At 44.1% G+C, this 26,284-nt stretch carries 20 protein-coding genes; 15 read left to right on the top strand and 5 right to left on the bottom strand.

The features are described from left to right. The first annotated feature begins 275 nt into the window (after window positions 1-275). The 13 genes from AAFN85_RS05120 to AAFN85_RS05180 all read left to right on the top strand — a co-directional run bounded on the left by AAFN85_RS05120 (window position 276) and on the right by AAFN85_RS05180 (window position 19,121). Window positions 276-824 (top strand): 3'-5' exonuclease, encoded by a 549-nt coding sequence (locus AAFN85_RS05120; protein WP_347525908.1) that lies wholly within the window; start codon window positions 276-278, stop codon window positions 822-824. Between the two features lie 211 nt (window positions 825-1,035). Further along, entirely contained in the window at window positions 1,036-2,211 is a 1,176-nt protein-coding gene (locus AAFN85_RS05125) for a DUF4249 domain-containing protein (RefSeq protein ID WP_347525910.1), read from the top strand. Further along, window positions 2,204-2,680 carry a DUF4249 family protein gene (locus AAFN85_RS05130; RefSeq protein WP_347525911.1) on the top strand — a complete coding sequence of 159 codons (477 nt, stop codon included), beginning with the start codon at window positions 2,204-2,206 and terminating at the stop codon, window positions 2,678-2,680. The genes AAFN85_RS05125 and AAFN85_RS05130 overlap by 8 nt, the downstream gene beginning before the upstream one ends. Then, window positions 2,659-3,567: a DUF4249 domain-containing protein gene (locus AAFN85_RS05135; RefSeq protein WP_347525912.1), complete on the top strand. Its 909-nt coding sequence runs from the start codon at window positions 2,659-2,661 to the stop codon at window positions 3,565-3,567. The genes AAFN85_RS05130 and AAFN85_RS05135 overlap by 22 nt, the downstream gene beginning before the upstream one ends. A 268-nt stretch (window positions 3,568-3,835) precedes the next feature. Then, window positions 3,836-6,448, top strand: a complete 2,613-nt coding sequence (gene ppsA / locus AAFN85_RS05140) for a phosphoenolpyruvate synthase (protein WP_347525913.1) — start codon at window positions 3,836-3,838, stop codon at window positions 6,446-6,448. A gap of 82 nt (window positions 6,449-6,530) precedes the next feature. Next, window positions 6,531-7,430, top strand: a complete 900-nt coding sequence (locus tag AAFN85_RS05145; protein WP_347525914.1) for a helix-turn-helix domain-containing protein — start codon at window positions 6,531-6,533, stop codon at window positions 7,428-7,430. A gap of 83 nt (window positions 7,431-7,513) precedes the next feature. Further along, window positions 7,514-8,413 (top strand): oxidoreductase, encoded by a 900-nt coding sequence (locus AAFN85_RS05150; protein ID WP_347525915.1) that lies wholly within the window; start codon window positions 7,514-7,516, stop codon window positions 8,411-8,413. A 784-nt stretch (window positions 8,414-9,197) separates the two neighbouring features. After that, a complete protein-coding gene (locus AAFN85_RS05155) occupies window positions 9,198-9,752 on the top strand; it encodes a discoidin domain-containing protein (RefSeq protein WP_347525916.1) in 555 nt (184 codons plus the stop codon). A gap of 129 nt (window positions 9,753-9,881) precedes the next feature. After that, a complete protein-coding gene (locus AAFN85_RS05160) occupies window positions 9,882-12,962 on the top strand; it encodes a TonB-dependent receptor (protein ID WP_347525918.1) in 3,081 nt (1,026 codons plus the stop codon). A 21-nt stretch (window positions 12,963-12,983) separates the two neighbouring features. Continuing rightward, window positions 12,984-14,801 carry a RagB/SusD family nutrient uptake outer membrane protein gene (locus AAFN85_RS05165; RefSeq protein WP_347525920.1) on the top strand — a complete coding sequence of 606 codons (1,818 nt, stop codon included), beginning with the start codon at window positions 12,984-12,986 and terminating at the stop codon, window positions 14,799-14,801. An 88-nt stretch (window positions 14,802-14,889) separates the two neighbouring features. Further along, window positions 14,890-15,846: a hypothetical protein gene (locus AAFN85_RS05170; RefSeq protein ID WP_347525921.1), complete on the top strand. Its 957-nt coding sequence runs from the start codon at window positions 14,890-14,892 to the stop codon at window positions 15,844-15,846. A 10-nt stretch (window positions 15,847-15,856) separates the two neighbouring features. Next, on the top strand, window positions 15,857-16,858 hold the full coding sequence (locus tag AAFN85_RS05175; RefSeq protein WP_347525922.1) for a basic secretory protein-like protein: 1,002 nt from the start codon (window positions 15,857-15,859) through the stop codon (window positions 16,856-16,858). A gap of 271 nt (window positions 16,859-17,129) precedes the next feature. After that, window positions 17,130-19,121 carry a glycoside hydrolase family 127 protein gene (locus tag AAFN85_RS05180; RefSeq protein WP_347525923.1) on the top strand — a complete coding sequence of 664 codons (1,992 nt, stop codon included), beginning with the start codon at window positions 17,130-17,132 and terminating at the stop codon, window positions 19,119-19,121. 139 nt (window positions 19,122-19,260) lie between these two features. On the opposite strand, the gene AAFN85_RS05185 is transcribed toward AAFN85_RS05180, so the two are convergent. The 4 genes from AAFN85_RS05185 to AAFN85_RS05200 all read right to left on the bottom strand — a co-directional run bounded on the left by AAFN85_RS05185 (window position 19,261) and on the right by AAFN85_RS05200 (window position 24,174). Next, window positions 19,261-21,258: an ATP-binding protein gene (locus tag AAFN85_RS05185; RefSeq protein WP_347525925.1), complete on the bottom strand. Its 1,998-nt coding sequence runs from the start codon at window positions 21,256-21,258 to the stop codon at window positions 19,261-19,263. Window positions 21,259-21,516: 258 nt separating this feature from the next. Next, entirely contained in the window at window positions 21,517-22,644 is a 1,128-nt protein-coding gene (locus AAFN85_RS05190; RefSeq protein WP_347525926.1) for an acyltransferase, read from the bottom strand. A 287-nt stretch (window positions 22,645-22,931) separates the two neighbouring features. Continuing rightward, the gene (locus AAFN85_RS05195) at window positions 22,932-23,708 is read right to left on the bottom strand and encodes an SDR family NAD(P)-dependent oxidoreductase (protein WP_347525927.1); all 777 of its coding nucleotides are present in this window, start codon (window positions 23,706-23,708) and stop codon (window positions 22,932-22,934) included. Window positions 23,709-23,781: 73 nt separating this feature from the next. After that, window positions 23,782-24,174 carry an AraC family transcriptional regulator gene (locus AAFN85_RS05200; protein WP_347525928.1) on the bottom strand — a complete coding sequence of 131 codons (393 nt, stop codon included), beginning with the start codon at window positions 24,172-24,174 and terminating at the stop codon, window positions 23,782-23,784. A gap of 105 nt (window positions 24,175-24,279) precedes the next feature. Between AAFN85_RS05200 and AAFN85_RS05205 the strand changes: the two genes are divergently transcribed. Together AAFN85_RS05205 and xth are read left to right on the top strand one after the other, a co-directional pair. Next, window positions 24,280-24,474, top strand: coding sequence for a hypothetical protein (locus AAFN85_RS05205; protein ID WP_347525929.1), 195 nt, complete (start codon window positions 24,280-24,282; stop codon window positions 24,472-24,474). A 111-nt stretch (window positions 24,475-24,585) separates the two neighbouring features. After that, on the top strand, window positions 24,586-25,359 hold the full coding sequence (xth, locus tag AAFN85_RS05210) for an exodeoxyribonuclease III (RefSeq protein WP_347525930.1): 774 nt from the start codon (window positions 24,586-24,588) through the stop codon (window positions 25,357-25,359). Between the two features lie 242 nt (window positions 25,360-25,601). Here the strand turns inward: xth and AAFN85_RS05215 are convergent, their stop codons facing one another. Next, window positions 25,602-26,150: a fasciclin domain-containing protein gene (locus AAFN85_RS05215; protein ID WP_347525931.1), complete on the bottom strand. Its 549-nt coding sequence runs from the start codon at window positions 26,148-26,150 to the stop codon at window positions 25,602-25,604. Window positions 26,151-26,284 lie beyond the last annotated feature (134 nt).

Here is a 26,284-nt window from a genome sequence, read left to right on the forward strand (position 1 = left end):
AAGCATCTTCTTCGCCCTGTATAGCGGCCAAGCTTGTTGAAGAAGATCCTTCGTACCTCAGGATGACAAACTATTAATGGGTAGTTACGAAGCAATCGCATGCTATACAGGGCGGCTATGCTTCCGTGCGGTTGCCACGCTGCGCTTGCAATGGTGGCATGTAAAAGCAGCTTCTCAGATTATTCCTCTTTGAAATTTCATAAATTTTTCGTATATTATAGTAAAAGAAGCCGGATGGTCCGGCTTTTTAAAACAATTTATATAAAATAAAAATTATGGAAACAACAGATGAAATCATCATTGTTGACCTTGAGGCTACATGCTGGGAAGGCGACGGTGAGTATCAAAAACAACGAAGCGAGATCATAGAGATCGGCGTTTGCAAATTGGATGTAGATACCGGCAGGATCATAGCCAGCGAAGGCATCTTGGTAAAACCCGTTTACTCGGAGATCAGCGCGTTTTGTACAAAGCTTACTACCATTACACCAAAAATGGTTGAAGAGCAAGGCGTATCACTAAAAGAAGCCTGCAGTATTTTAGAGGAACGCTACAACGCCAAAAAGCTAACCTGGGTCAGCTACGGCGCTTACGACAGGAGTATGCTGAAAGAGCAATGTGCTAAATTTGGCGTACGCTACCCCATGTCGGCGCACCACATCAATGTGAAAGTGCTTTTTGCCGAAGTGTATCAGCTATCCAAAGGCATAGGCATGGAACGTGCCCTACGCATGCTGAACCTGCCTTTGCAAGGCACACATCACCGCGGTGTTGATGATGCCCGGAACATCGCTAAGATCTTCTCCCGCCTGGTAGAAGCTTAAAGCTTTATTTTACGCTACGGCCGTTCTGGCTGAGGGCGTTTATTTAAACAGTATAAATTTTATCGTACTATTAACAATTCCTGATAACAGGGATAGTTAATCTTTTTGTAGTTATTTAGAGCACTATTGTTTTGTAACAATAAAGTTATATAGATAGGATTTGGGGTTCGAATTGTTTAAATTCCGTTTTTTACTTTTTATCTCCGCTGCTTTGAAAAAAAATGTAAAAACCAAGTTTTTCTTCTTCATCGATATTAAGTTAATCTATGTTCCGGCAATACTTTTAATCATCATCACGGCTTGTAAAAAGCCTTATAATCCTAAAGTGGTTTCGTCGCCCGATAAGTTTATTGTTGTTGAGGGGATTGTAAACAGCGGAGCGGATTCCACTTTTATAAAATTAAGCCGCACAGTGCCTGTAAATAATACCACAGTTTATAACCCGGAAACAGGCGCGTTGGTAACCGTTGAAGGAGAAGACAATACTACATACCCGCTTGCCAATAACGGCAATGGAATATATGTATCGGCAGGTTTGAACCTTAATGCGGCAAAAAAATACCGGTTGAGGATAACCACTGCTGATAATATAGTATATCTTTCAAATTTTGAGCAGGTGAAAGTAGCCCCGTCTATTGATAGCATTGGCTATGCCATAAAAAGTAACGGAGTGCAATTATACAGTAATGCCCATGATGCTACTAATGATACCCGTTATTACAGGTTTGAGTATGATGAGGACTGGAAATTTCATGCTGCGTACAATACCGGCCTGGAAGCCATTGGTAAAGATATTGTTAGCCGCGCCAAAAATATATACATGTGTTATACGAAAGATAAATCTACTAATATAACCATTGGGTCTACCGCGAAATTAGGGCAGGATGTTTTATATCAGCAGCCAATCGCTTTTATTCCCTCCAATTCTGAAAAAATCAGCGTCCGCTATTCCGTTTTGTTAAAGCAGTACGCGCTTACCAAAGAGGCTTACAGTTTTTGGGAACAGTTAAGGGCCAATACAGAACGCCTGGGCAGTATATTTGATCCTCAGCCATCACAGTCAATAGGCAATATTAAATGTATAACCGATCCCTCAAAAATAGCCATAGGTTATATAAGCATTGGTACCGTACAAACCAAAAGGGCGTATATTAACCGCACCGAGCTTCCGGCAGATTGGCGTGTAGATTATGGCTGCAATGTAGATACTGTTTTCTTTAAATATGGAATAGATCTTTTGTTCTTCCATCCGCCCTCAGTAAATCCTATAGATAAAGCCCTCAATAGTAATAATGTTTGGTTGGGGTATTTGTACTCGTCGATACCATGTACAGATTGCACTACCAGGGGGGCCTTGATGAAGCCTGCATTTTGGAAGGATGAATAGCAGGGAAAATGGTGATAGCGTTTTGGAATTCATTGATATCAAAAGCAGCTTTGATAGCTATCTGCAATTTATTATATTGCAGTTTAACCTTGCTTTACACAATATGATCTTATTCAAAGACAGGAAAACACTTTCAACTAAACTTCATTTTCACACTTTGAAAAAAAAATCGATCCCTCCTGATTTCACTTCTTTCGGCTTCACTATCAGCAACGTACTTGTATGGCTGGTAATAATATCAGGCTGCTTTGAAGCTGGATGTAAAAAGCCTTATACCCCGGCGATAATAAATAGTGATAATAGCTACCTGGTTGTTGAGGGCGTGATTAACAGTGGTAATGATTCTACCATCATCAGCCTGAGTAAAACCGTGAAAATTGCTGATACCGCGCGAGTTAATCCGGTAAATGGTTATACAGTTACGGTGGAGTCGGAAGGAGGCATGAGGTGTATAACCTTAAACCCTTAGCTTCGGGCAAGTATGCTACGGGGCCTATGGCGCTTAACGGCTCAAAAAAATACCGTTTACATGTAGTAGCTCCCGAAGGTAAAGAGTATGCAACCGATTATTTAGACGTAATGAACAATCCGCCTATAGATAGTATCTCGTTTGGAATTAAAGCAAGTTCTCTTGATTTATATGTCAGCACCCATGATCCTAACAATAGAATAAAATATTACCGCTGGGAATATGAGGAAGACTGGGAATTTCATGCTGAATCATTCATTCAATTTATTGTAGACGGCGACACGCTACGGAAGCGCAAGCCCGAAGAAGAAATTTTTTATTGTTTTGCTCACGACAGATCTTCACATATAGCGATAGGTACAACAGAAAAACTTAATCAGGCTGTAGTATTGAAATCACTTGTGGCTTCCATCCCTTCTACAGCCGAAAAAATTGGTACTAAGTATTCTATTTTGGTTAAACAATATGCGCTTGATAAGGGTGCCTATGATTTTTGGGACAACCTCAGAAAAAATACCGAAAAAATTGGAAGTATATTTGATGCTCAGCCATCAATACTAAAGGGCAATATTAAGTGTGTTAGCAATCCGGATGAGCCGGTTATAGGATATACAACCATTTCGAACACACAGGTAAAACGTTTTTTTATTGCCAAAGTGCAATTACCTACAGATTGGTACCCGGATTATCCTTACGCCTGCGGTATTTCAAAAGCCTTTTTTTCGGCTCCGGTAACCGGGCATAATGATGTGTTGAGTTTTCTTATTAATGGTAATGGCCAGTATTTACCAATAGAATATACCTTAGACGGTTATCTTTATACCACACCTCCATGCGGAGATTGCAGTGTGCGCGGAAAGCTTAAGGCGCCATCGTTTTGGCAATAAGGCGCGATCTGTTGCGTTGATGCAAATAGGGGAAATCATACTGTTCAATCGAACAAAAGGCAGGGTTATCCTGCTATAAAAAGCAAATCTTTTTGTGATATAACGCAAAAAAACCTCTTGTAGTCTGCCAAAAAAAATATACTTAAAAAAGCTGTTTTAAGCATAATTGCATGGATATATTTGACTTGTAAGTGCTGTTCACCTGCTGGTGAATAATTTTTAAGCACTCAAATTACAACCAATTAAAGTCAAAAAAACATAGGTAATTATGGCAACTAATATCGGCATTGGAGCAACAGTATTAGGGCTTCAGGATCTCGACAAAACGAAGCTGACTATAGCTGGCGGCAAAGGTGCAAATCTTGGCGAATTGTGCCGGATAGAAGGCATCCAGGTACCCGATGGTTTTTGCATAACTACCGGGGCATTTAAAAAAGTAATTGGCGGATCAGTTGTAGTAGGGGAGTTGCTTGATCGGTTGGCTGTTTTAGGGTTAGAGGATAGGAAGATGGTCAATCAATTGAGCAGCCAGATCCGTAAGCATATAGAAGATATTGTTATCCCTGGAGATATCGAAGAGGGGATCATTCATTTTCTTGATCAATTTACTGGAAACGCTGCTTTCGCCATACGTTCCAGCGCGACGGCCGAAGATCTGCCTACGGCTTCATTTGCCGGTCAGCAGGATACCTATCTGAATATCACTGGTCAGGCCGAAGTTTTGAAACATATTGTAAAATGCTGGGCATCGTTATTTACCGAACGCGCTGTTGTTTACCGCATCCAAAACGGATTTGATCATCGTAAAGTTCAGCTGGCTGTAGTTGTACAACAAATGGTGTTTCCTGAGGCTTCGGGTATTATGTTCACTGCCGATCCCGTTACCGGTAACAGGAAAATCGTATCCATTGATGCTGGTTTCGGCTTGTGTGAGGCTCTGGTATCGGGCGTGGTTAATGCCGATAATTACAAAGTTCTACAAGGGAAGATCATCGATAAAGAGATCTCTGCCAAAAAAGTAGCTTTTTACGCTTCGGGTAATGGTGGTACAACGGAGCAGGAAGTTGATCCAAAACTCCGGGAAAGCCAAACACTTACAAACGACCAGATTTTAGAGCTTGAAATCATAGGTCGAAAAATTGAATCGTATTTTGGCTCGCCGCAGGATATAGAATGGTGCCTGTCTGATGGCCGGTTTTACATTGTACAAAGCCGGCCCATCACTACTTTATATCCGGTACCCGAAAACAGCGACCCGGAAAACCACGTTTACATATCCGTAGGTCACCAACAAATGATGACCGATGCCATGAAACCATTAGGGTTATCCATATGGCAATTAATGGCCGGACGGCCCATGTACAAAGCCGGTGGACGCTTGTTTGTTGATGTATTTAAAGAGCTATCCTTTGCTACAGGCCGCGAACGGTTGTTAAATGCAATGGGCCAGCACGATCCGTTAATAGAAAACGCGCTTGTTACACTTGTAGATAGGGGCGATTTCATAAAGCCAATACAGCCGGAAGCCAGTAACCCCGTAATTCCGGTTCTTTCTGCAAATTCACAAACCGAAAATGATCCGGCAATAATTACCGAATTGATAGCGGATGCCGAAGCTTCGATAGCGGGACTAAAGCAAGATATACAAACGCGATCGGGTGTTGATCTGTTTGATTTTATTCTTCAGGATCTGCAACAAAGAAAACAGAGTTTATTGCTCCCTAAAAAAATGGCCGCTATTATGGCTGTGGTCAATGCTTCTACATGGATCAATAAAAATATGGAAGAATGGTTAGGCGAAAAAGGAGTTGCAGATAAACTTACCCAGTCGGTAGCTAATAATATTACTTCGGAAATGGGGCTGGCATTGCTGCATGTAGCTGATGTGGTCCGCCCTTATCCTGATGTGATCGCCTTTTTGCAGCAAGTAAAAAACGATAGCTTTCTGGATGAATTGCAAGGCCTTCAAAGGGGAAAACAAATCCGCGATGCCATCTACGGATACCTTAACAAGTATGGAATGCGTTGCGCCGGGGAAATTGATATCACCAAACCCCGCTGGAATGAGAATCCCGCTAAGCTTGTTCCGCTTATCCTCAGCAATATCAAAAACATAGAATCCGGAGCCGGTAGCCGGAAATTTGAAGAGGGGTTAACGGAAGCTTTGGAAAGGAAAAGGAATTTGCTGGATAAACTAAAACAACTACCCGATGGCGAACAAAAAGCAGCAGAAGCTGAGTGGATGATAAATCAGCTACGTGATTTTGCCGGTTACCGCGAGTATCCCAAGTACGAGATAGTTAACCGTCTTTGGGTTTATAAGCAAGCTTTATTAAAGGAAGCCAGTCAATTGATCAAGGCTGGCGTTATTACGCGGGTTGAAGATCTGCATTACCTAACTTTTGACGAATTTAGAGAAGCGGTACTTACCTGCAACGTTGATCATGAGCTTATAAACAAACGGAAGGAAGAACATCAGATCAATGAAAAACTCAATCCGCCAAGGGTTATTACTTCTGATGGGGAGATCATTACCGGTAGCTACAAACATGACAGGTTGCCTGCGAAGGCTATTGCCGGGCTTGCTGTATCTGCGGGTACTATTGAGGGGAGGGCACGGGTAATACTAAGTATGGAACAAGCCGATCTACAACACGGGGATATCCTGGTAACTGTATTTACTGATCCAAGCTGGACACCGCTGTTTGTATCCATAAAAGGCCTTGTAACCGAAGTAGGCGGATTAATGACACACGGCGCGGTAATAGCACGCGAATATGGTTTGCCGGGTGTTGTAGGGGTAGAGAATGCTACCAAACTGATACAGGATGGGCAACGGATAAGGGTGAATGGTACGGACGGGTATGTAGAGATCTTATAGATAAATTGATAAGATTATCCTAACATGACCGATCATCAAAATACATCGGCCTAAAATTCACGTACTTTGCGTTAGTAAATATATGGCTGCATTTTTCAAATTAGGATCGTTGTATGATAAGGTAGCTGCCGATGTGGTTTTACCCGCAAATGGAGCGGAGCATTTCAATATTATCAGGGTTGAAGATATCCATGTTGCCAAAGATAAGCCCATGCCCTACAGCAGGCGCGATTATTATAAAGTGAGCCTTGTAACCGGGCATAGCAAAATTTACTATGCCGATAGGCGTTTCGAAATATCGGGCACTACGTTGGTGTTTACCAACCCTATGATTCCCTACGTTTGGGAGCCGATAAGCGACTTGCAAACAGGTTACGTATGCATATTTACAGGGACGTTTTTTGCTGATCTCGTAAAATTGCAAAATTTCCCGGTTTATAGCTCGGCCGAAAACGCGATAATTACTTTAGGCGAACAGGATGCCGCGCTATTTGAACATCAGTTTAAAAAACTGGTAGCCGAACTTGAGGGTAACTACGCCTATAAGGATGATTTACTGCGTAGCTTATTAACAGGCTTAATTCACGAAGCACAAAAGCTACAACCTGCTTTTAGCAAACCAACCCTTGGCGCAACCGCTTACGAGCGCATAACCGTATTGTTTAATGAACTGCAGGAGCGGCAATACCCTGTTAATGCGCAAGGGCGGCTTATGCTTACCTCTGCATCTGCCTTTGCGGCCTGCCTAAATATCCATGTAAACCATCTTAATAAAGCATTGAAGGATGTTACAGGTAGTTCCACCTCGCAACTTATTAGCAACCGGATGCTGCAGGAAGCTAAAATGCTATTGAAAAACGATACCCAAACAGTAAGCGAGATAGCCTGGGCACTGGGTTTTGATGAGCCTAACCATTTCTCTGCTTTTTTTAAAAAGCAAACAGGCACAAGTCCAACACAATTCAGGGCTGGCTTAAACTGATTGATTATTGTAGATAATGGTTTGGTTTATGTATCCGGCGGCACATAATCGTGCCCGAACTTTGCTTGAAAAATTGAGCAGATATGTGGACAAAAGAAAATATTCCGGATCAAAGCGGTAAAATATCCATTGTTACCGGAGCTAATACCGGTATCGGTTTTGAAACAGCTTTGGCTTTAAGCCAGGCCGGTGCAACGGTGATCATTGCCGGGCGCGACAGTGGCCGTGTTAACGAAGCGGTATATAAAATAAACAATTTAGGAGGTAAGATAAGTGGAGAGATCCTGGATCTGGTCAGTATAGATGCCGTAAAGCGTTTTAGCGAAGAAATCAAGAATAAGTACGATCGTTTGGATTTGCTTATAAATAACGCCGGCGTAATGATCCCACCAGCGGGTACTACTGCCGATGGTTATGAACTACAATTCGGCATTAACTTTTTAGGGCATTTCGCCTTAACCGGGCATTTGTATCCTTTATTGAATATTACGCCGGGGGCAAGGGTGGTAACCGTTAGCAGTGGGGCACATAGGTTTGTTGACGGCGTTGATCTGGAAAATGTTAGGTTACAGAAAGGGTACGATGCTTACCGCGAGTACGCCGTTAGTAAGCTTGCCAATTTGCAGTTTGTTATTGAACTGCAGAAGCGGTTAAGCCAGATGGGTAGTGATCTGCTATCTGTAGGGGCTCACCCGGGTGTAACCGAAACAGAATTATCAAGGCATATGCCCCAAGCTGATTATAAAGCCGCTGTTGAACGTTTTAGTCACCTGATGCCTGCATGGCAAGGCGCGCTTCCATCTTTATATGCGGCAGTATCGCCGGATGTTAAGGGTGGGGGATACTACGGCCCGGATGGCGAAGGCGAATTGCATGGTTATCCCGCCCCCGCGAAAATTACTGAAGCTGTCGCCGACGAAAAATTAGGTAAAGAGCTTTGGAACTTTGCTGAAAACGCCACCGGACTAAGATATCCAATGTAATTTTACATCGTTTTACCTCCATTTGTAACACCTGTCGGTTGCGGTAGGTGTTTTTTGTTACAAAAATTTCTTGTATAAACATAGCGTTTCAACAAGGGTTTAATCCCGGTTTATTTAAACATTGGTTACAATAATCATCTGATAATTAATGTTTTTTGATGGTTGTTAGTCTGTATGTACATATCGTAAAAAGCGCATAAAAGTGGGCTGGCTATATCAAAAACATCGAAAATACATTGTAACAAAGTAGATAAAACGTTTTATTAATATTATTATTTTGTTAGCTTTACTGTCAGCGAAAGTTTAATTGTGGGTATTGGATAGTATTAAATTGGTAAAACGTTTTACTTTTTTGATATTTTAAGATAGATAAAGCTTTCGTTGTAACTAAACTTAACACTATGTCTATGAATTTACTTTTTAAACGCGGGTACTTGGGTTAATTTTTCTACGACCACATCTGCTGTTAAATCTTTCATTTTTCCGAATAGCAATTTCAATAGCAGTGTTTCGATAAATCGTATCGAAAATTTCAGGTCGTAACAGGTAATCATTTTTCGTTTTTGAAAATATTTTCCTTAATGGGAGGTATTGCTAAAAAAAAGCACGCAGAAAGCCGTGGTGGATTTTTATTGACCTGTTTTTTCGGGTTCAAGTTAAAAAAAACACACGAAAGGTTGTGGTGGATTTTTATTGCCCTGTTTTTCCGGATGCAATATTTCATATCGCCTTAATAATTAATAATATATATGTTTCAAATTTCTAAACAACAATCAAACCACCTATGAATGCTTTAAAACTAACCAGGCGGGCATTAGGAATGCTTTGCTTAGCCCTTGTTTTATGTTCGGGCTGTAAAAAGGAAAAGCAGCGGCATTATGACCTGCTGCCACCTGATCCGGAAGATGTAACCGCGCAAGGTGTGCTTTCAACAAACATCGAAAACACCGGTGGCCCATCGGCAACAGAAGGATCGATCAGGGTTACCGACGGCTTTGAGAGTACCAAGTTCCTGATCTTCAGTTATGATCCCAGCTTTTTCATCCAACTGAAATTTAAGGCGGCCCAGCACATTACCAGCTACACGCTTACTTCTGCCAATGATGCCCCCGAGCGTGACCCCAAAAACTGGACGCTTGCAGGCTCAAATGACGAAAAAGTTTGGAAGGACCTTGATACCCGTACCAATGAATCTTTTTCAGCACGCGGATTAACCAAAAACTACGAGTTCACAAATCCCGATACCTATACCTATTACAGGCTTAACATAACCGCTAACGGTGGAAGTACCCTGTTCCAGTTGGCCGAGTGGCGGGTAACCAATGTGCCATTGCAATAACCGGCGCTTAAATCAAATCAATAACATTTCTCAATCAGCAAATAAGAAATTATGTCAAAAAATCGACTCTTGAATTTTCTTTTCAAAAGCCTGAAGAGCAACAAGGTTGTGTATATATTAACGATATGCATGGCGCTTGTTATGAACCTGCAGGCGCAGGAAGGCCACCAGGCCATAACGGTTACAGGTACGGTTAAGGATGAATTTAACGTAACCCTGCCCGGTGTAAACGTACGTAACCTTAAAACTAAAATAACCTCGGTTACCAACGAAAAAGGCCGCTTCAGTATTTTGGCCAATCGTGGCGATTCTATCGCTGTAAGCTTTATTGGTTTCAGAACTTATACTGTAGCCGTTAAAGACGAAATTAATTTTAATATCACCCTTGTTGCTGCTCAAAACAGCCTTAATGAGGTTGCCATTGTAGGTTACGGCCAGCAAAAAAAGATCAGCGTGGTAGGAGCGCAATCAACCGTTAACCTTGAGGATATCAAACAACCTGTTGCTAATATCAGCGCGGCGTTGGCCGGTCGTATCAGCGGTGTGGTTGGTGTGCAACGTTCGGGCCTGCCTGGGCAAAACGGCGCCGACCTGTGGATCCGTGGTATCTCTACCTTCAACGCTCAAAACAACGCTTCTCCCCTTATCGTAATTGATGGTGTACAGGGAAGGAACATTGATAACCTGGATGCGGAAGATATCGCTTCATTCACCGTTTTAAAAGATGCTTCGGCTACAGCGGTTTATGGTGTGGCAGGCGCTAACGGCGTTATCATAGTAAACACCAAAAGGGGCGGGGCAGGTAAAGCAAACCTGATGTTCAACTATAACGAAGGTATAACCGCTTTTACCAAAAAGCCCGAACTAACTGATGGTGTAACGTACATGTTGCTGCGTAATGAGGCTCGTTTAGCCAGTGGCCAGGGTAAAGAATACAGCAACAACTACATCAACTCTACCATAAAAAACGAGGATCCTTATTTGTATCCTAACGTTAACTGGATGAAGGAGTTGTATAATAACACAGCCTACAACCGCAGGGCCAACTTCAGTGCGCGCGGCGGTAACGATAACTCAACCTACTACATTTCTGGTGCTTACTATGATGAGCAAAGTTTGTTGAAAACAGATCCTACGCAAAAATATGATGCCAGCACCAATTTTCAGCGTTATAACTTTACCTCAAACGTAACCACCAACTGGACAAGCACCACCAAGTTTGAGTTGGGTGTACAGGGTAATATTTCCAACACTAACTACCCTGCTGCAAACCTCGATCATCCTTACGAAAGCGTACAGGATATTTTTAACGCCGTAATGCAAACCAACCCGGTACTTTACCCCAAAATTTACCCGGGTAACTTTGTGCCCGGCGTAAGTAACCAGGGCGCACAGGAAAACCCATGGGATTTGGCTACTCAGCGTGGTTATACCAACCTGTTCACCAACCAGATCTATTCAAACGCTCGTCTTACACAGGATCTGAAAGCCCTTACACCCGGTTTATCAGTTTCTGCTTTGTACTCGTTCGACGTTAATAACCAGCATGGCATCAGCAGGTACCGTAACCGTAACCTGTACCTGGTAAACCGTGCCGATCCTTACGATGCAGACGGTAACATCAACCTTAGTCTCATCAAAAGTGATGGTTCTGATAACCTGAAATATCGTCGTTACAATGATGGTAACCGCCAGTTTTATATTGAGGGCTCGGTTAATTATGATCGTACTTTCAGCAAAGACCATCATATTACCGCTTTAGCACTGTTTAATCAGCGCGAAATAATACAGCAATTTGCAGATGATGTTACATCTTCATTGCCTTTCCGCAGCCAGGGTTTGGCAGGGCGTACCACTTATTCATACCGTGATAAGTATTTTGCCGAGGTTAACTTTGGTTACAACGGTTCTGAAAACTTTGCACCGGCTAAAAAATTCGGTTTCTTCCCATCGTTTGGTGTGGGATGGGTACTATCTAACGAGAAATTTTACGAGCCGATAAAAGATGTATTCGATTACTTCAAGATCCGTTACTCGGATGGTATTGTGGGCGATGGCGGCAATGGCGGTCGTAGGTTTGGTTACCTTACACTTGTTACTGCCGATGATGGTAACAATGGTTATACCTTTGGTTATGGTAACTCGCAACATGGCATAAATGGTACCTATATTACCAGCTATGGTACCGATGTACAGTGGGCGCGTTCGCACAAGCGCGATCTGGGTGTAGAGTTTTACGCTCTTAAATCGGCCTTATCAGTAACTGTTGATCTGTTTCATGAGCGCAGGAGCGGCGTGTTTTTACAAAGGGGATCATTACCGGCAATAGTAGGCTTAAACAGCAGCCCGTATGGTAACCTTGGTATTATTACCAATAAAGGTATTGATGCAACGGTGCAGCTTAATCCAACTAAAATAGGCGCGTTCACTTTAGATGTTCGCGGTACGTTTACCTACAACCGTGATAAGGTAATTGAGGATGATAGTCCCATCCCTCCATACGGGTACATGAATACCCGCGGTGTAAATTACCTGTCAACCTTTGGTTATGTGGCCGAAGGCCTTTTTAAAGATCAGCAGGAAATTGCCAATAGCGCTAACCAGTCTACCTATTTTGGTACTGTCCGCCCCGGCGATATCAAATATAAAGACCTTAACAACGATGGCAAGATAGACGAGAACGACCGTACCCGTATTGGTAACGGCGATGTGCCCACAACTACCTACGGTATTGGATTTAACCTGCAATACAAAGGGTTTTATATAGGCGCGTTTTTCCAGGGAGTTGCCGGTGCTGACAGGTTGCTTAACGGCGATGGTATCATTCCGTTCAATAACAGCACAGGCCCCGAGCGTAGTAACCTTTTTGCTATAGCCGAAGATCGTTGGACACCTGAAAACCCTAATCCTAACGCCTTTTACCCGCGTTTAGCTTATGGTAACAGCGCTAATAAAAACAACTCGGCAGCTTCAACCTGGTGGGTTAAAAGCATCGATTTTGTACGTTTAAAAACTGCCGACTTCGGTTACAACCTGCCTAAAGGCACCTTGAAAACCATCGGCTTAAAAAATGCCCGCATTTACCTGCAAGGCTTTAACCTGTTATACTGGAGCCCTTTCAAATTATGGGACCCCGAGCTTAACACAAGCAATGGTACGGCTTATCCAAACGTAAGAACATTTACCCTTGGCGCGCAAGCTAATTTTTAACACTAACAGCAAATAACAGCAATGAAAAAAATTACATATATAGGTTTGGGCCTGCTGATGTTAAGCATGGGCTCGTGCAAAAAATATCTTAGCCAGGTACCGGATGATGTTATTACGGTTGATAAGATCTTCGCTTCAAGAACCAACACCGAAAGCTTTTTGGCCAACGTTTACCACAGTTTGCCAAACGAACTGAGGCAGCGTTATACCGGGCAAGACGATTCGGGGCCGTGGACAGCATCATCTGATGAAGCTAAATACACCTGGGATTTTAACTACAGTAACAACATGAACACCAGCACCTGGAAAAAAACCGATGGGAGTGTTGAAACGTACTGGAACAACTATTACAAAGCCATCAGGAACGCCAGCTTCTTCATTCAAAATATTGACAGCGCAAACCCAATGGAATTAACAACCGATAACAAAAGAATATATAAAGCAGAAGCCCGTGGTTTAAGGGCTCTTTACTATTTCTTTTTGTTGCGCACGTACGGACCAGTACCGCTTATTGGCGATAAAGTGTTGGATATTAATGCACCGGTTTCTGACCTGCGTTTGCCCCGCGCTACTTTTGATCAGGGCATTGATTACGTAGTATCTGAACTTGATGCCGTTTATCAGGATGTTCCGGCAACTACAACTGCCCGCGAGCAGGGACGTATTACCAAAGGTATTTGCAAAGCTTACAAAGCCGAGGCATTATTGCTAAAGGCAAGCCCCTTGTTTAATGGTAATACCGATTTTGCTTCGCTAAAAAATAACGATGGCACCAATCTCATTAGCCAAAGCTTTGATGTAACCAAATGGGCTACGGCGGCTGCAGCAGCGAAGGCGTTTTTGGATGAATTTGTTCCCGGTACTTATAACCTGTACACCGTATCTGATCCGGATCCGTTTATGGCAGCCTATGAATCATGCCGTGATGTGGTGACCACCGATTGGAACAAGGAATGGATATTTGCGCGTTCGGTTAGTGTAAATTACACCCAGTACGATCGTACACCTAAACATGTTGGCGCGCCTTATAATGACCAAGGCTATCAGGGTGCAGGCTCATTGGGAGCTACCCAAACTATGGTTGATGCCTATGCTATGGCAAACGGCCTTGATATAACTGATCCGAAATCGGGTTATGTTGCAACCGGCTTTACTGATTTTCAGGCTCCGTTTGATTTTAAGTTGAGAACTACTTTCAATGCCTGGGTAAACCGCGAGCCGCGTTTTTATGTTGGTATCACCTATAATAACAGCCTTTGGTTAAACCAGCTGAATGGCAGCGAAATAGTAACCAATTTCTTTTATAATGGCAACTCCGGAAGGTCTCAAAGTACGTCCGACGTATCACCAACCGGTTACTGCGTACGCAAAAACGTGGTTCTTGACGGCGGCGACCGTGGTGCTTTGTTGTTACGTTTAGCCAATATTTATCTTGACTATGCCGAAGCTTTGAATGAATCAGCACCAGGCAGCGCGGATATCTTAAAGTATGTTAACCTTATCCGTGCCCGTGCAGGTGTACCGCAATACGGAACAGGAACTGGCTCTTTACCGGTTCCGGCCAATCAGGTTGCTATGCGTTTAGCAATTCAAAAAGAACGCAGGGTAGAACTTGCCTTCGAGAATGTACGCTACTTTGATACCCGCAGGTGGAAAATGGCCGAAAATACTGATGGCGGCGCGTTTTACGGTATGGATATGAGCAAAAGCGATAATACCTTTTACAATAAAACCCTGTTAGAAACCAGGGTGTTTAGAAAAGAGCGCGATTATCTTTTCCCAATACCATATAACGAGGTATTGAAAAATAACAATATGGTTCAAAACCCAGGTTGGTAATACGGCTTGAACTTTGTATCAACAAGTGTTTTACATTTAATTTAAACCCAAACGCCCCGTATATTCGGGGCGTTTTAAATACTATCTTATGAAAAAAATCTGCTTTTTACTTAGTGTGATAGGCGTGGCGGTTGTTGCCTGTAGTAAAAAAACAAGCCCCACAGTTGTAAAACAACCATCTGTTAATGTAGATCCATCTGCACCCGATGCCACCTGGAAAGAACATTGGTTTGAGCACGTTCAAAACCTTAGCCGTGTTTATTATGATACCAGCGTTGTGGTTTATTACGATGCTGATGTAAAACCATCAGTTACCTGGCCTAAAACCTACATGGCGCAGGCCTGGAACTATACTAAAAAAACTTACGGCAGCTTTGGCAGCGATTCGCGCCTGTATGCCATTTATCATGCAGGTAAATACGGCGGCGGTCACCCGTCAACCTATATGGATGCCAGTCACGATTATCATAACGTAACCGATTGCGGTTCGGACGATCCTAATGCCTGGACATCGGGCGTGGGTAATGATATCGACCTTTCAACCCATGAGATAGGCCACATCGTTGAAGGCGCGTCAAAAGGGGTGCATGGTTCGCCGGCGTTTGCTATCTGGCACGATAGTAAATGGATGGAGATCTATCAGTATGATGTTTACCTGGGGCTTGGCCGCAATGATGATGCTGTGCGCTGGAGCAACATGAAGGTGAACACCATCGATGATTTCCCACGTCAGGGTACACATTGGTACAGGGATTGGTTTTACCCTATCTATACAGACCATGGCAAAACCAAAGCGCTGAATAATTTTTTTATTTTGCTGGCTAAATACTTCCCTAAGCAAACTTTTAATAACGGAAAACAAAACTACCCCGAATATTCGAGGGATTTAAATATGGGCGAGTTTGTGCATTTTTGGAGCGGTGCTGCCGGTGCTGACTTAAAACAACTGGCGCTTACGGCCTTTGGGGATAAAGACGAAAAAGGTAACGACTGGACAGTTCAGCTTGAAAAAGCCAAAACCGATTTTCCGGACGTGAAATATTAATAATTAAAATATGATAAGGAAGCAAATACTATCGGTAGCGCTGTTATGCGTTACCGGTTTCTGTTTCGGGCAGAAAAAAGACAAGGATAAAGAGAAAGAAGAATACCGCTTAAACTTGCCCGCCGATAGCGCCGCGTTGGATGCCAAAGCCAAAGAAAAGCTTACCAAAGCTTTTTATAATATCTACCCCGATTTTGCAAGGGCAAACAGCTATCACACCAAAAAACATTTGGAGGTTACTTTTGCCGATAGCCCTACTATTACAGCCGAAGATGGTAAAATGCAGATCAGCTCAGCCCTCATCAGCGACTTATCTGAAAAGAAGCTGGAGAAAGCGATGGAAGTGGCGCTGGCGAAAAATTGGGTATCTGCAGATACTATTAAGAAGTACGGTTACCAGTTGGTTTTTATCAATAAAAACCAGCGTATCGATCCGGCTGTTCAGCAAAGCCTTGTTGATACTTACTTTGAGATCTACCCGGTGCTGATCAAAACTTTCAATAAAAACACAACCAAAAGCGTGGTGTTTGTAACCGATACCGCTTACGGCGGCGTAGCCGAAGCCAGTGGTAATCGTATTTTATTCAGCACTAAATACCTTAAAGCCCATCCAACCGATATTGATGTGGTAACGCACGAAACTATGCACCTGGTGCAGGGCTATGGTTACAGTGCCGGTCCGGTTTGGTTAACTGAGGGTATTGCGGATTATGTACGCTACAAATTCGGCGTTGATAATGTTGGTTCGAAATGGTACCTGCCGGCATTTAAAAAGGAGCAGAGCTATAAAAACAGCTACCGCATTACCGCCCGCTTTTTTGTTTGGTTGGAGAAAAATGTAAAACCAGGTTTAATAGCCGATCTGGATAAGCAGCTGCGCGCGCATCAATACACCGATCAATCGTGGGTAACACTTACCGGCAAAGATCTTGATGCCCTTTGGGAGGCTTACAGTCAAAATCCCGTTGTGGAACTGACTTATAGTGACAAGACGAAGGGTAAGAAGGGCTAATTTAATTAGCCCTGAAAACTTAATGTCATTGCGAGGTACGAAGCAATCGCACGTAAGCAGGTCCGCCCTGTACTGTTCGCGATTGCTTCGTACCTCGCAATGACGTTTTTTATTTGTATTACTATTTTAACAAAACCTAATACCTCATTTACACCTCTTCCTAAGCTCCCAATTTTTCTCTCTAAAAATCAATAAAAAATTAAGTGTTAATTTCACAATCATAATTTTTTATCTACCTTAACCCTCGATTTTAAACCGGATAAACAAGATTATGAAGAAATTGATACTGCTGCTTAGCCTTGCCGCAGGCACGGCTACCGCCCAGGTTAAAGACTATCCTATAAAACCTGTACCCTTTACCGATGTAAAACTGAACGACCATTTTTGGCTCCCACGCGTTGAAACCAACCGCACGGTTACTATTCCGGCGTCGTTTGCCCGGTGCGAAAATACCGGTAGGGTTAAAAACTTCGAAATGGCTGCCGCGCATAGCGGTAAGTTTTGCACTAAATACCCTTTTGATGATACTGATATTTATAAAACCATCGAGGGGGCATCGTATTCCATGGCCGTACACCCCGACGCTAAGCTGGATAAGTATGTAGATTCGTTAGTTGCTGTAGTAGGCAAAGCCCAGGAACCGGATGGTTACCTGTATACCGCCCGCACTATTGATCCGCTGCACCCGCATGAATGGTCGGGCAGCCAGCGTTGGGTTAAAGAGAACGAGTTGAGCCATGAGTTATATAACTCGGGCCATTTGTTTGAGGCTGCAAGCGCGCATTACCTGGCTACAGGTAAACGCAACTTTTTAAACATCGCCCTAAAAAACGCCGACCTGCTGGTTAAAACTTTTGGTGATGGCAAGTTGCACGTAGCGCCAGGCCATGAAATTGTTGAGATGGGCTTGGTACGCCTGTACCGCATAACCGGTAAAGCAGATTATTTAACCCTCGCCAAATTCTTTATCGATGAGCGCGGTAAACGCCAGTACGACAAAACCAATAAAGACGAATGGAAAAACGGCATGTACTGGCAGGATGACCTACCGGTTACCGAGCAGGAGACACCCGAAGGTCATGCTGTACGCGCCGTGTACCTGTACTCGGGAATAGCCGACGTTGCTGCCTTAACCGGTGATAAACAATATATCGAAGCTATCGACAAGATCTGGAACCGCATGGTAAGCAAAAAGATCTACGTGCAGGGTGGGATAGGAGCCATCCCTGATGGCGAGAAGTTTGGCGGCGATTACGAACTGCCTAATTCTACTGCCTATAACGAAACCTGTGCCGCTATTGGCAACGTGTACTGGAACCAGCGCATGTTTTTATTACATGGCGATTCAAAATATATCGACCTATTAGAGAAGATACTTTACAACGGGTTGATCTCGGGCGTAGGGCTTGATGGTAAATCATTCTTCTACACCAATGCCATGCAGGTTACCGATGGTTTTACGCATTCATCTTTAGAACCCGGCCGTTCGGGATGGTTTGAGTGTTCGTGCTGCCCTACCAATATGGTGAGGTTCCTGTCGTCGTTGCCGGGATATATTTACGCGCAGAAAGATGATAATATTTATGTTAACCTGTTCATCGGCGGCTCGGCCAGTTTAAAATATGATAATACTAAGGTTAACCTTACCCAAACCAATAATTATCCATGGAATGGTTTGTTATCGCTTAATGTATCTCCAGATGCACCTAAGCGCTTTAATATGCTGGTAAGGATACCGGGCTGGGCACGTGCCGAGGCCATCCCTTCAAAACTTTACACGTTCCGTAATAAGCAGGTACAACCTGTAACTATTAAAGTAAACGGAGTAGCAGTAAAATATCAGCTTAAAAATGGATACGCGGTACTAAACCGCGTTTGGAAAAAAGGCGACCAGATCCAGGTGAACCTGCCCATGGAAGTTAAAGAAGTTGTAGCCGATAAAAACCTGAAGGTTGACAGCAACCGCCTGGCCCTGCAACGTGGCCCCATCATGTACTGTGGCGAATGGAAAGACAACAACGGCAAGGTGAGCGATATAGTGATCCCTTACAACACCAAATTTAAGCCAATTTTCAAGAAAGATCTGTTGAACGGTGTGATGACCTTAAATGCCGAAGTAATGCGTAAGGATAGCCTGCGCAATAACCTGAAAAAGGCAAGTTTTACTGCTATCCCATATTACTCATGGGCTAACCGTGGTAAAGGCGAAATGACGGTATGGTTTCCGAGCAATTTGATGGACAAGGAGTTTGCAGCGAAGTAAGCCGAGGAAGCGCGACACTCTAAATCATGTCATTGCGAGGTACGAAGCAATCGCGAACTATACAGGGCGAACCTGCGTGCGATTGCTTCGTACCTCGCAATGACATGATGGAGTGTATAGCGGATAGTTTGAAAAACTTTTACAACGGCAATCTAAACCAAAACGTACTTCCTTCACCTTCCTGGCTGATAACGCCAATACTACCGCCATGCCTGCCAATAATTTCTTCGCAGATATACAACCCAAGCCCTAAGCCCGAACCCTGGTGACCGGATTGATCTACCCGGTAATATCTGTCAAATAAATGCGCCTGTTTCTCAAGCGGGATGCCGGGTCCGTGGTCGGTAACAGATAGGGTTACAAAATCACTGTCTGTGGTAATATCAACCTCAATGGTTTCGGATGATGGGGCGTATTTAACGGCGTTGTTTAAAAAGTTGGTGATCACCTGGTCGATGCGATGTTCATCGGCAAAAATCTGTAACTCCAGCTCGCCGGTAATAATGATGCGGTGTTTAGCCGTGATGCTGATGGGATTAGCCACAGCGTTAACCAATTGCGAAAGGATAAAATTGCTTTTGTTAAGGCGGATGTCTGATTGTTGCAACCGGCTTACGTTCAGCAGATCCTCTACCAATACACTCACCCTTTCCACACTTTTGCGCGATTGCATGATGAGCTTTGGGATCATCGCGTTTTGTTCGGGTTTATCCTTTATCCTATCCATCAGTTGCAGCGAGGCTTTTAAGCTGGTAATAGGCGTTTTAAGCTCGTGGCTGGCTATGCTGATAAAATCGTCTTTTTGTTGTTGCAGTTCTTTATAGGCGGTAATATCAAGCACGGTGCCCAATATGCGTTCGGCTTTGTTGTTATCATTATAAAGCACTTTTCCCTGTGCCCTTATCCAGTGAGCACCATTGTTTTCGGGCGATAATCTTGCTTCGTAAAACAGGTGCCCGGTGCGGAGGGCTTCAGTATGAGCAGTGGCCCGGATCTGCCTGTCGTCAGGGTGAATAAGCGTTTCAATCGAATCCTGGTTTGGAACTGTTTCCAGGTCAAATATTTCATTGAATTTGCCAGCCACAACAGCTGCGCCCGTTTCAAGGTCGATATCAAATATGCCAATGCCCGCGGCATCTACAGCTAACCTGCTCCGTTGCTCAGCTTCTTCTATTTTTTTGCGGGCTATTACCATATCGGTAACTTCAATGGCAATTACCAAAATGGCGGTCACCTTCTCGTCGTGCCCATAAATGGGGTCATAAACAAAATTAATAAATACGTCCTCGTCCGTACCTTCGCGGGTAAGGGTCACGCGGTGCTCACGGGCATTAAAGGCTATGCCCGTTTCAATTACGCCGTTCATCACAGGGGCATAGGTTTGCGCAGCTTCCGGTACTATCTCCCAAATAGTATGGTTTTCAAAAAGCTCGCGAGGCCTGCCAACCAGTTGCAGATAGGCATCGTTCACCTCCTGTACCATCAAATCGTCGGCATTTATCAGGCAAATGCCAACCGGGGCTTGTTTAATTAATTGCCTGAAACGCGTTTCACTTGCTTTAAGATCATTATTTATGTTTTGCAGAAATTCTTCCGATAGCCTTAGTTCCTCGGTAATGGCTTGTAATTCTTCATTTATCGCGGCCAGTTCTTCGTTGCTCGCCCGCACTTCTTCGTTTGATGCGGTCAACTCCTCGTTGGTAGCGGTAAGCTCTTCAATTAGGCGTTGTTCCCTGAAACGGCTATGGTAACGTTCGGTTACATCGGTTGCGCTATGCAGTATGGCATAGGTTTTTCCGCTGGCGTCTTTAATAGGACGATATTCAAAATCAAAATAAAATGTCTGCAGCTCGCCGTCAACTATCAAATTGGCAGGGGTATCTGTGCCGGAAAATGTTACGCCTTCGTTCCATACCTGCTTAAACATATCAATAAAAGGCTGCCCTTTAAGCTCGGGCAGGGCATCTTCTAACGATTTGCCTATCACGCTTCGGTCTTTACCCCAAACGTTTATCATGGCATCATTGGCTGCCTGGATCACGGCATCTTCAGATACATGTACGGCCATTGGTTGATGTCCCATGCATAGTACATCAATCAGTTGCTTATCGGTTAACAGGTGGGCAGAGTTATCCATGGTAATTATTCAGGGGCAGTGCGAAAAATAGTTGCGCAATGTATTAAATATTACAATATAACAGGTGTTTTGTTTAGGGAGATTAAACTGATTTTAGTTTTGGGGATACAAGTGTATTTGGGCAACGATTTTAAGCACGCAAAGGCGCTAAGCCGCAACTGCTTTTATGGATAGACGTGTTAGTTGCATGGCGGTTTTTTAAGCACGCAAAGATGCTAAGGCGCTAAGCTTTTTTGTATTTATTTATGTTTAAGTTGATTAGTTTCCCTTTTCAAGTGCCGCTTCCCTTGCTTCTTCCACTTCTTCTTTCTCCATCCTTATTTTAAGATACTTGCGAACAGGAATATCCAGCCATATCATCACTGCATAAGCCAACGCTATCAACAATGGAACGCTTAGTAAAATAACTATGGTCATTTGGTTTAATGAAGGCTTTTTTAGCTCAGCCCAACTCATAAAAAGCCAGATGAAAGGGTAGTGGATCATGTACAGCGGGTAGGAGATCTCGCCCGAAAATTTACACAATTTGGTTAATGCTGGTTTTAAGATCGCGCCTGCACCCAGGGCTACCAATAACGGGAAAAGTATAATGGCCGAAGCGCAATCAACATATGGATTAGTTTTTTCGGCAAAGGGGATCATGAACACGAGTAGCAAGAGTGCGCTGATACCCAGGAAACCAAGCTTTGATTTAATGACCCAGCCCGAGCGGTAAACTAAAATTCCGGCCGTGAACGAAAAGAAAACCCTGAAACCACCGCCTGCTACACTATCGCCACCCCAGCCTACGCCAAGATAACCCGACCGGTTGGCCTCAAAACAAAGCAGTACGGCAGCAATTAAGGTTAATACCCAAAGCATCTTGTAACTAATCTTGACTAATACCAGCGCATAAAATACGTTGGCAATGTACTCCCAAAACAACGACCATGTAGGCGGGTTAAGGTGAAAAAGGTTGAAATACCGCTCATGCACCAGCGGATACGGGATCATGAGGCACGACGCCACAAACATGCCGAAAGTTTTGGTTGCATAGGTATCGTACAGATCGTTAAATGGGTCGAACACGAAAGCGATAAGCCCTATAACCGAGCCGATAATTACAAGCGGGTGCAGGCGGATAAGCCTCAGTTTAATAAAACGCCAAACGCCTATGTTCCCCAATCGCTCGTCATATGCATAGGCAATTACAAAGCCCGAGAGGCAAAAAAAGAAATCGACTGCCAGGTAGGAGTGCGCAATAAAGCTTTTATGATAGTCGGGCACGGCAATTTCCATAAAATGAAAAATAACCACGGCTATGGCCGCCACGCCCCTCAAACCATCTAAAATTTGGAAATGCTGCCTTGATTGCAGCGCCGCCGACGAAACATTACTTTGTTGCATATGCTATAATTGGTTGCTGTACTTAATGTGTTTTGATGACACTAAGCAATGCACCAAAGATGACGGTTTTGATTTTTAACGGGTAGTTAAAACGTCTCAATCTTTCGAGATTTTGTTTCAAATGTTGGAGCACATAAATAGATTTTAAAAATTCCCTCCTTGGGGAGGGGCGCATGGGAAAGTGAAGTGGTAGGGAGGGGTTTATACGCTGTGTAACGAATATGCACGGTGGCGAAACCCCTCCCTACACCCTCCCAAGGGAGGGAATCGCACATGGTCCATGCTTTTTACATTTTCTCACCTCGATAAGTATTCACCTTAACTCTCCCCGCACTCGCCAAAAACAATTCATCCAGCGGCTTGCCCGAAATTTGCTGCGTTAAATTTTCAGTTGGGCCGAAGCCTATCGATATGGCATTGCCTTGAGTTAGTTGTTTAAAAACTGAATCACAAAACTCGTCCAACGGCGCGCCATGAGCATTCCCGGCTCCTGCCAATGAGGTTTGAACTGCCGGAGGTATCAACTCAATCACCCTGCATGCGGTATCAGCAAGCGCGTGGCGTAAGGTAATGGTGTAGCTATGTAAAGCCGCTTTACAGGCACTATAAACCGGCGCGAATACCTGCGGGATATACGCCCCGCCCGATGTTACATTAACTATCGTCCCCGGTTTGTCCGAGTTCAATATCAATGGGATAAGCAGGTGGTTTAAATGCACAGGGGCCGAAAGTAAAGTATCGATCTCTGCCTGGCGTTCGGGCCATAGGGCGTCATCATCGGCAAGAGAAATTCTCCGTTGGATGCCCGCGTTGTTGATGAGGATGTTTAGAGACGAAAAGTTGTTTTGGATATGTAACGCAAGTAATTCGCGCTGTGCCGGGTCACTTATATCGTTAACATAAGTATGTAATCCGGGCATCTCATCCGCCGCTTGTTTTAATTTACTTTCATCGCGACCGGTGATGATCACCGTGCTACCGGCTTCAATAAAACGTTTGGCAAGGCCTTTGCCAATGCCATCGCTGCCGCCGGTTATGAGTAGGGTTGCTATTTTTAAGTCCATCTGTTTGCTGTTACTGTAAAGCAAACCTACCAGCTATGCAGCTTATAAAATGGACATGATTTAAGTATTTGCTTTACGCTTTCATAGCTAAACCTGCGCGGTATTGTTTAGGTGTTGTACCGGCAAGGCGTTTAAACCATTTGGTAAACTGCGAAGGATCAAACGTGAGGGTGAAAGCGATATCGCGGATAGTAAGGGAAGGATCGGCCAGTAGTTGTTTAGCTGTTTCGATAATTTTTGTTTGATAGATGCCGCATGCTGATGTGCCGCTAACCTCTTTAATAGTGTTGCTTAAATGGGTAGGGTGGATGTGCATTAACTCGGCGAAATTCTCTATTTCTTGCATATCTGTGGCACGATGGTGGATGAGATCGGCAAGGTGTTCATCTATGAGTTGGATGAATTGGGAGAGGATTTGGTGGGGGCGGGTGTTTTTCATCCTGAAAGTTGCAGATGTAGTTATCAAAGTTAGTTAAAATATAAACTAACGGTTTAACAGCAAGGATCATATGATCGTATAACTCCATTAAGTTTCGCAAAACCTTTAGCTATAACCCCTGTTATACCATACATGACCAAAAAACACAGTACCATCCCCTTCGAACCCGAAGAGTTTCCCATAACTCCGGAAAATCCGGAGATTAGGCAACCTACTGATCCCGGAGAGCCGGAGATACCTGAAGAAGCGCCCGATAACCTTCCGAACGATGTTCCGGATGAGCGTCCGCCGGCACCTGGGGTTAACCCGGATGAGTTTGAAAAATAAAGAGCTGGCAACAAACTATCTCCGCGCAACAACGAGGTATCTGCGTTTAAAATATGGGTTGCAGACCATGTTTTATAGCGCGGTTTCGGCCGGAGATAGTTATTTTGCATCATGAAAATTGCTACATATAACGTAAACAGTATAAATGCCCGCATGCCGGTGCTGCTGCGCTGGCTGGAAGAAACCCAACCCGATGTAGCCTGCCTGCAGGAACTGAAAGCCCCACAAGAGAATTTTCCCGAACAAGCCCTGCTCGATGCCGGTTACAACGCTATATGGCATGGCCAAAAAAGCTGGAATGGCGTTGCCATACTCACCCGCAACCGCAGCATCAGCGAAGTGCGCCATGCCCTCCCCGGCGATGAGGAAGATAGCCAAAGCCGCTACATTGAAGCCATTGTTGATGGCGTTACTATAGCCTGTCTGTACCTGCCCAACGGCAACCCGGCGCCCGGGCCGAAGTTCGATTATAAGCTGGCCTGGCTCGACCGCTTTAAAGCCCACGCTGCCGAACTACTGGCGACTGGTAACCCCGTAATTTTAACCGGCGACTACAACATCATCCCCACCGAAACCGACGTGTACAAACCCGAACGTTGGGTTGACGACGCCCTTTTTCGCCCCGAAACCCGCGAGGCCTTTCAGCAATTGCTTGCCCAGGGCTGGACAGACGCCATCCGCCATCTGCACCCAACCGAAACCATCTATACCTTTTGGGATTATTTCCGCAACGCCTATGGTCGTGATGCCGGTTTGCGGATAGATCATTTTCTGCTCAGCCCCGATCTGGTGGCTAAGTTGGAAGCCGCAGGTGTTGATAAAAATGTACGTGGCTGGGAAAAATCAAGCGATCATGGTCCGGTTTGGATCAAGTTGAAGGATTGAAGTTAACATAATATCAAGAATGTCTTTTCGATAGAGCAAGGGAGGAAAGTGTAGTGGAGCGAAAGAGAAATCTTGTAAGCCACGAAAAGCCACCAATGCATGTTCCGGGGCTTGGCGTATAAGATTTCTCCTCACACGCCTCGGCAACCCATCGCTGTTCGTCGAAATGACAACATGTTATAAAAGAAACAGCCCGATGTACATTACACATCGGGCTGTTTTTATTCTGTAGATATTTGCGCTTATTTAGGCATCAATACGGTGTTCACCACATGTATCACGCCGTTTTTCTGGAAAACATCGGCAATGGTGATCCATGATTTGCCGCCTTTTTCATCAACAAGGTATAGCTTTTTGCCGTCTTGCATTACCCAGATGGTGCCGCCGCTTACGGTTTTCAGTTCGGCTTTGCCCATACCTGCTTTTACTTTTGCCATTAAGTCGGCTGCGCTTAGTTTACTGGCTACTACGTGGTAGGTAAGTATTTTGGTAAGTGTAGCTTTGTTTTCGGGCTTTAGCAGGGTTGGTACGGTTTCTTTAGGCAGTTTATCAAAAGCCTCATTGGTTGGGGCAAATACGGTGAAAGGGCCATCGCCTTTAAGGGTTTCAACCAGTCCGGCAGCTTTAACAGCGGCTACCAGTGTGGTATGGTCTTTCGAGTTCACGGCATTGTCAATAATGTCTTTAGTAGGGTACATGGCCGCGCCGCCTACCATTTTGGTTTGAGCGTAAGTTTTTGGCGCTACCGCTATAGCTGCTAAAGCAAAGGCCATTACAAATAATTTCTTCATGGTGTTATGTTTTATTGTTTGGTGTAACTAACGTGGTTTTTTTAACCTCGGATTAAAAAATAATACCCTGAAATGAAGTAAGAAATACAATAGCCTCACGAAAACCGGCCACGATTTTTAAGCGTATATCAAAT

The organism is Mucilaginibacter sp. CAU 1740, from assembly GCF_039839285.1.
Taxonomy (GTDB): domain Bacteria; phylum Bacteroidota; class Bacteroidia; order Sphingobacteriales; family Sphingobacteriaceae; genus Mucilaginibacter.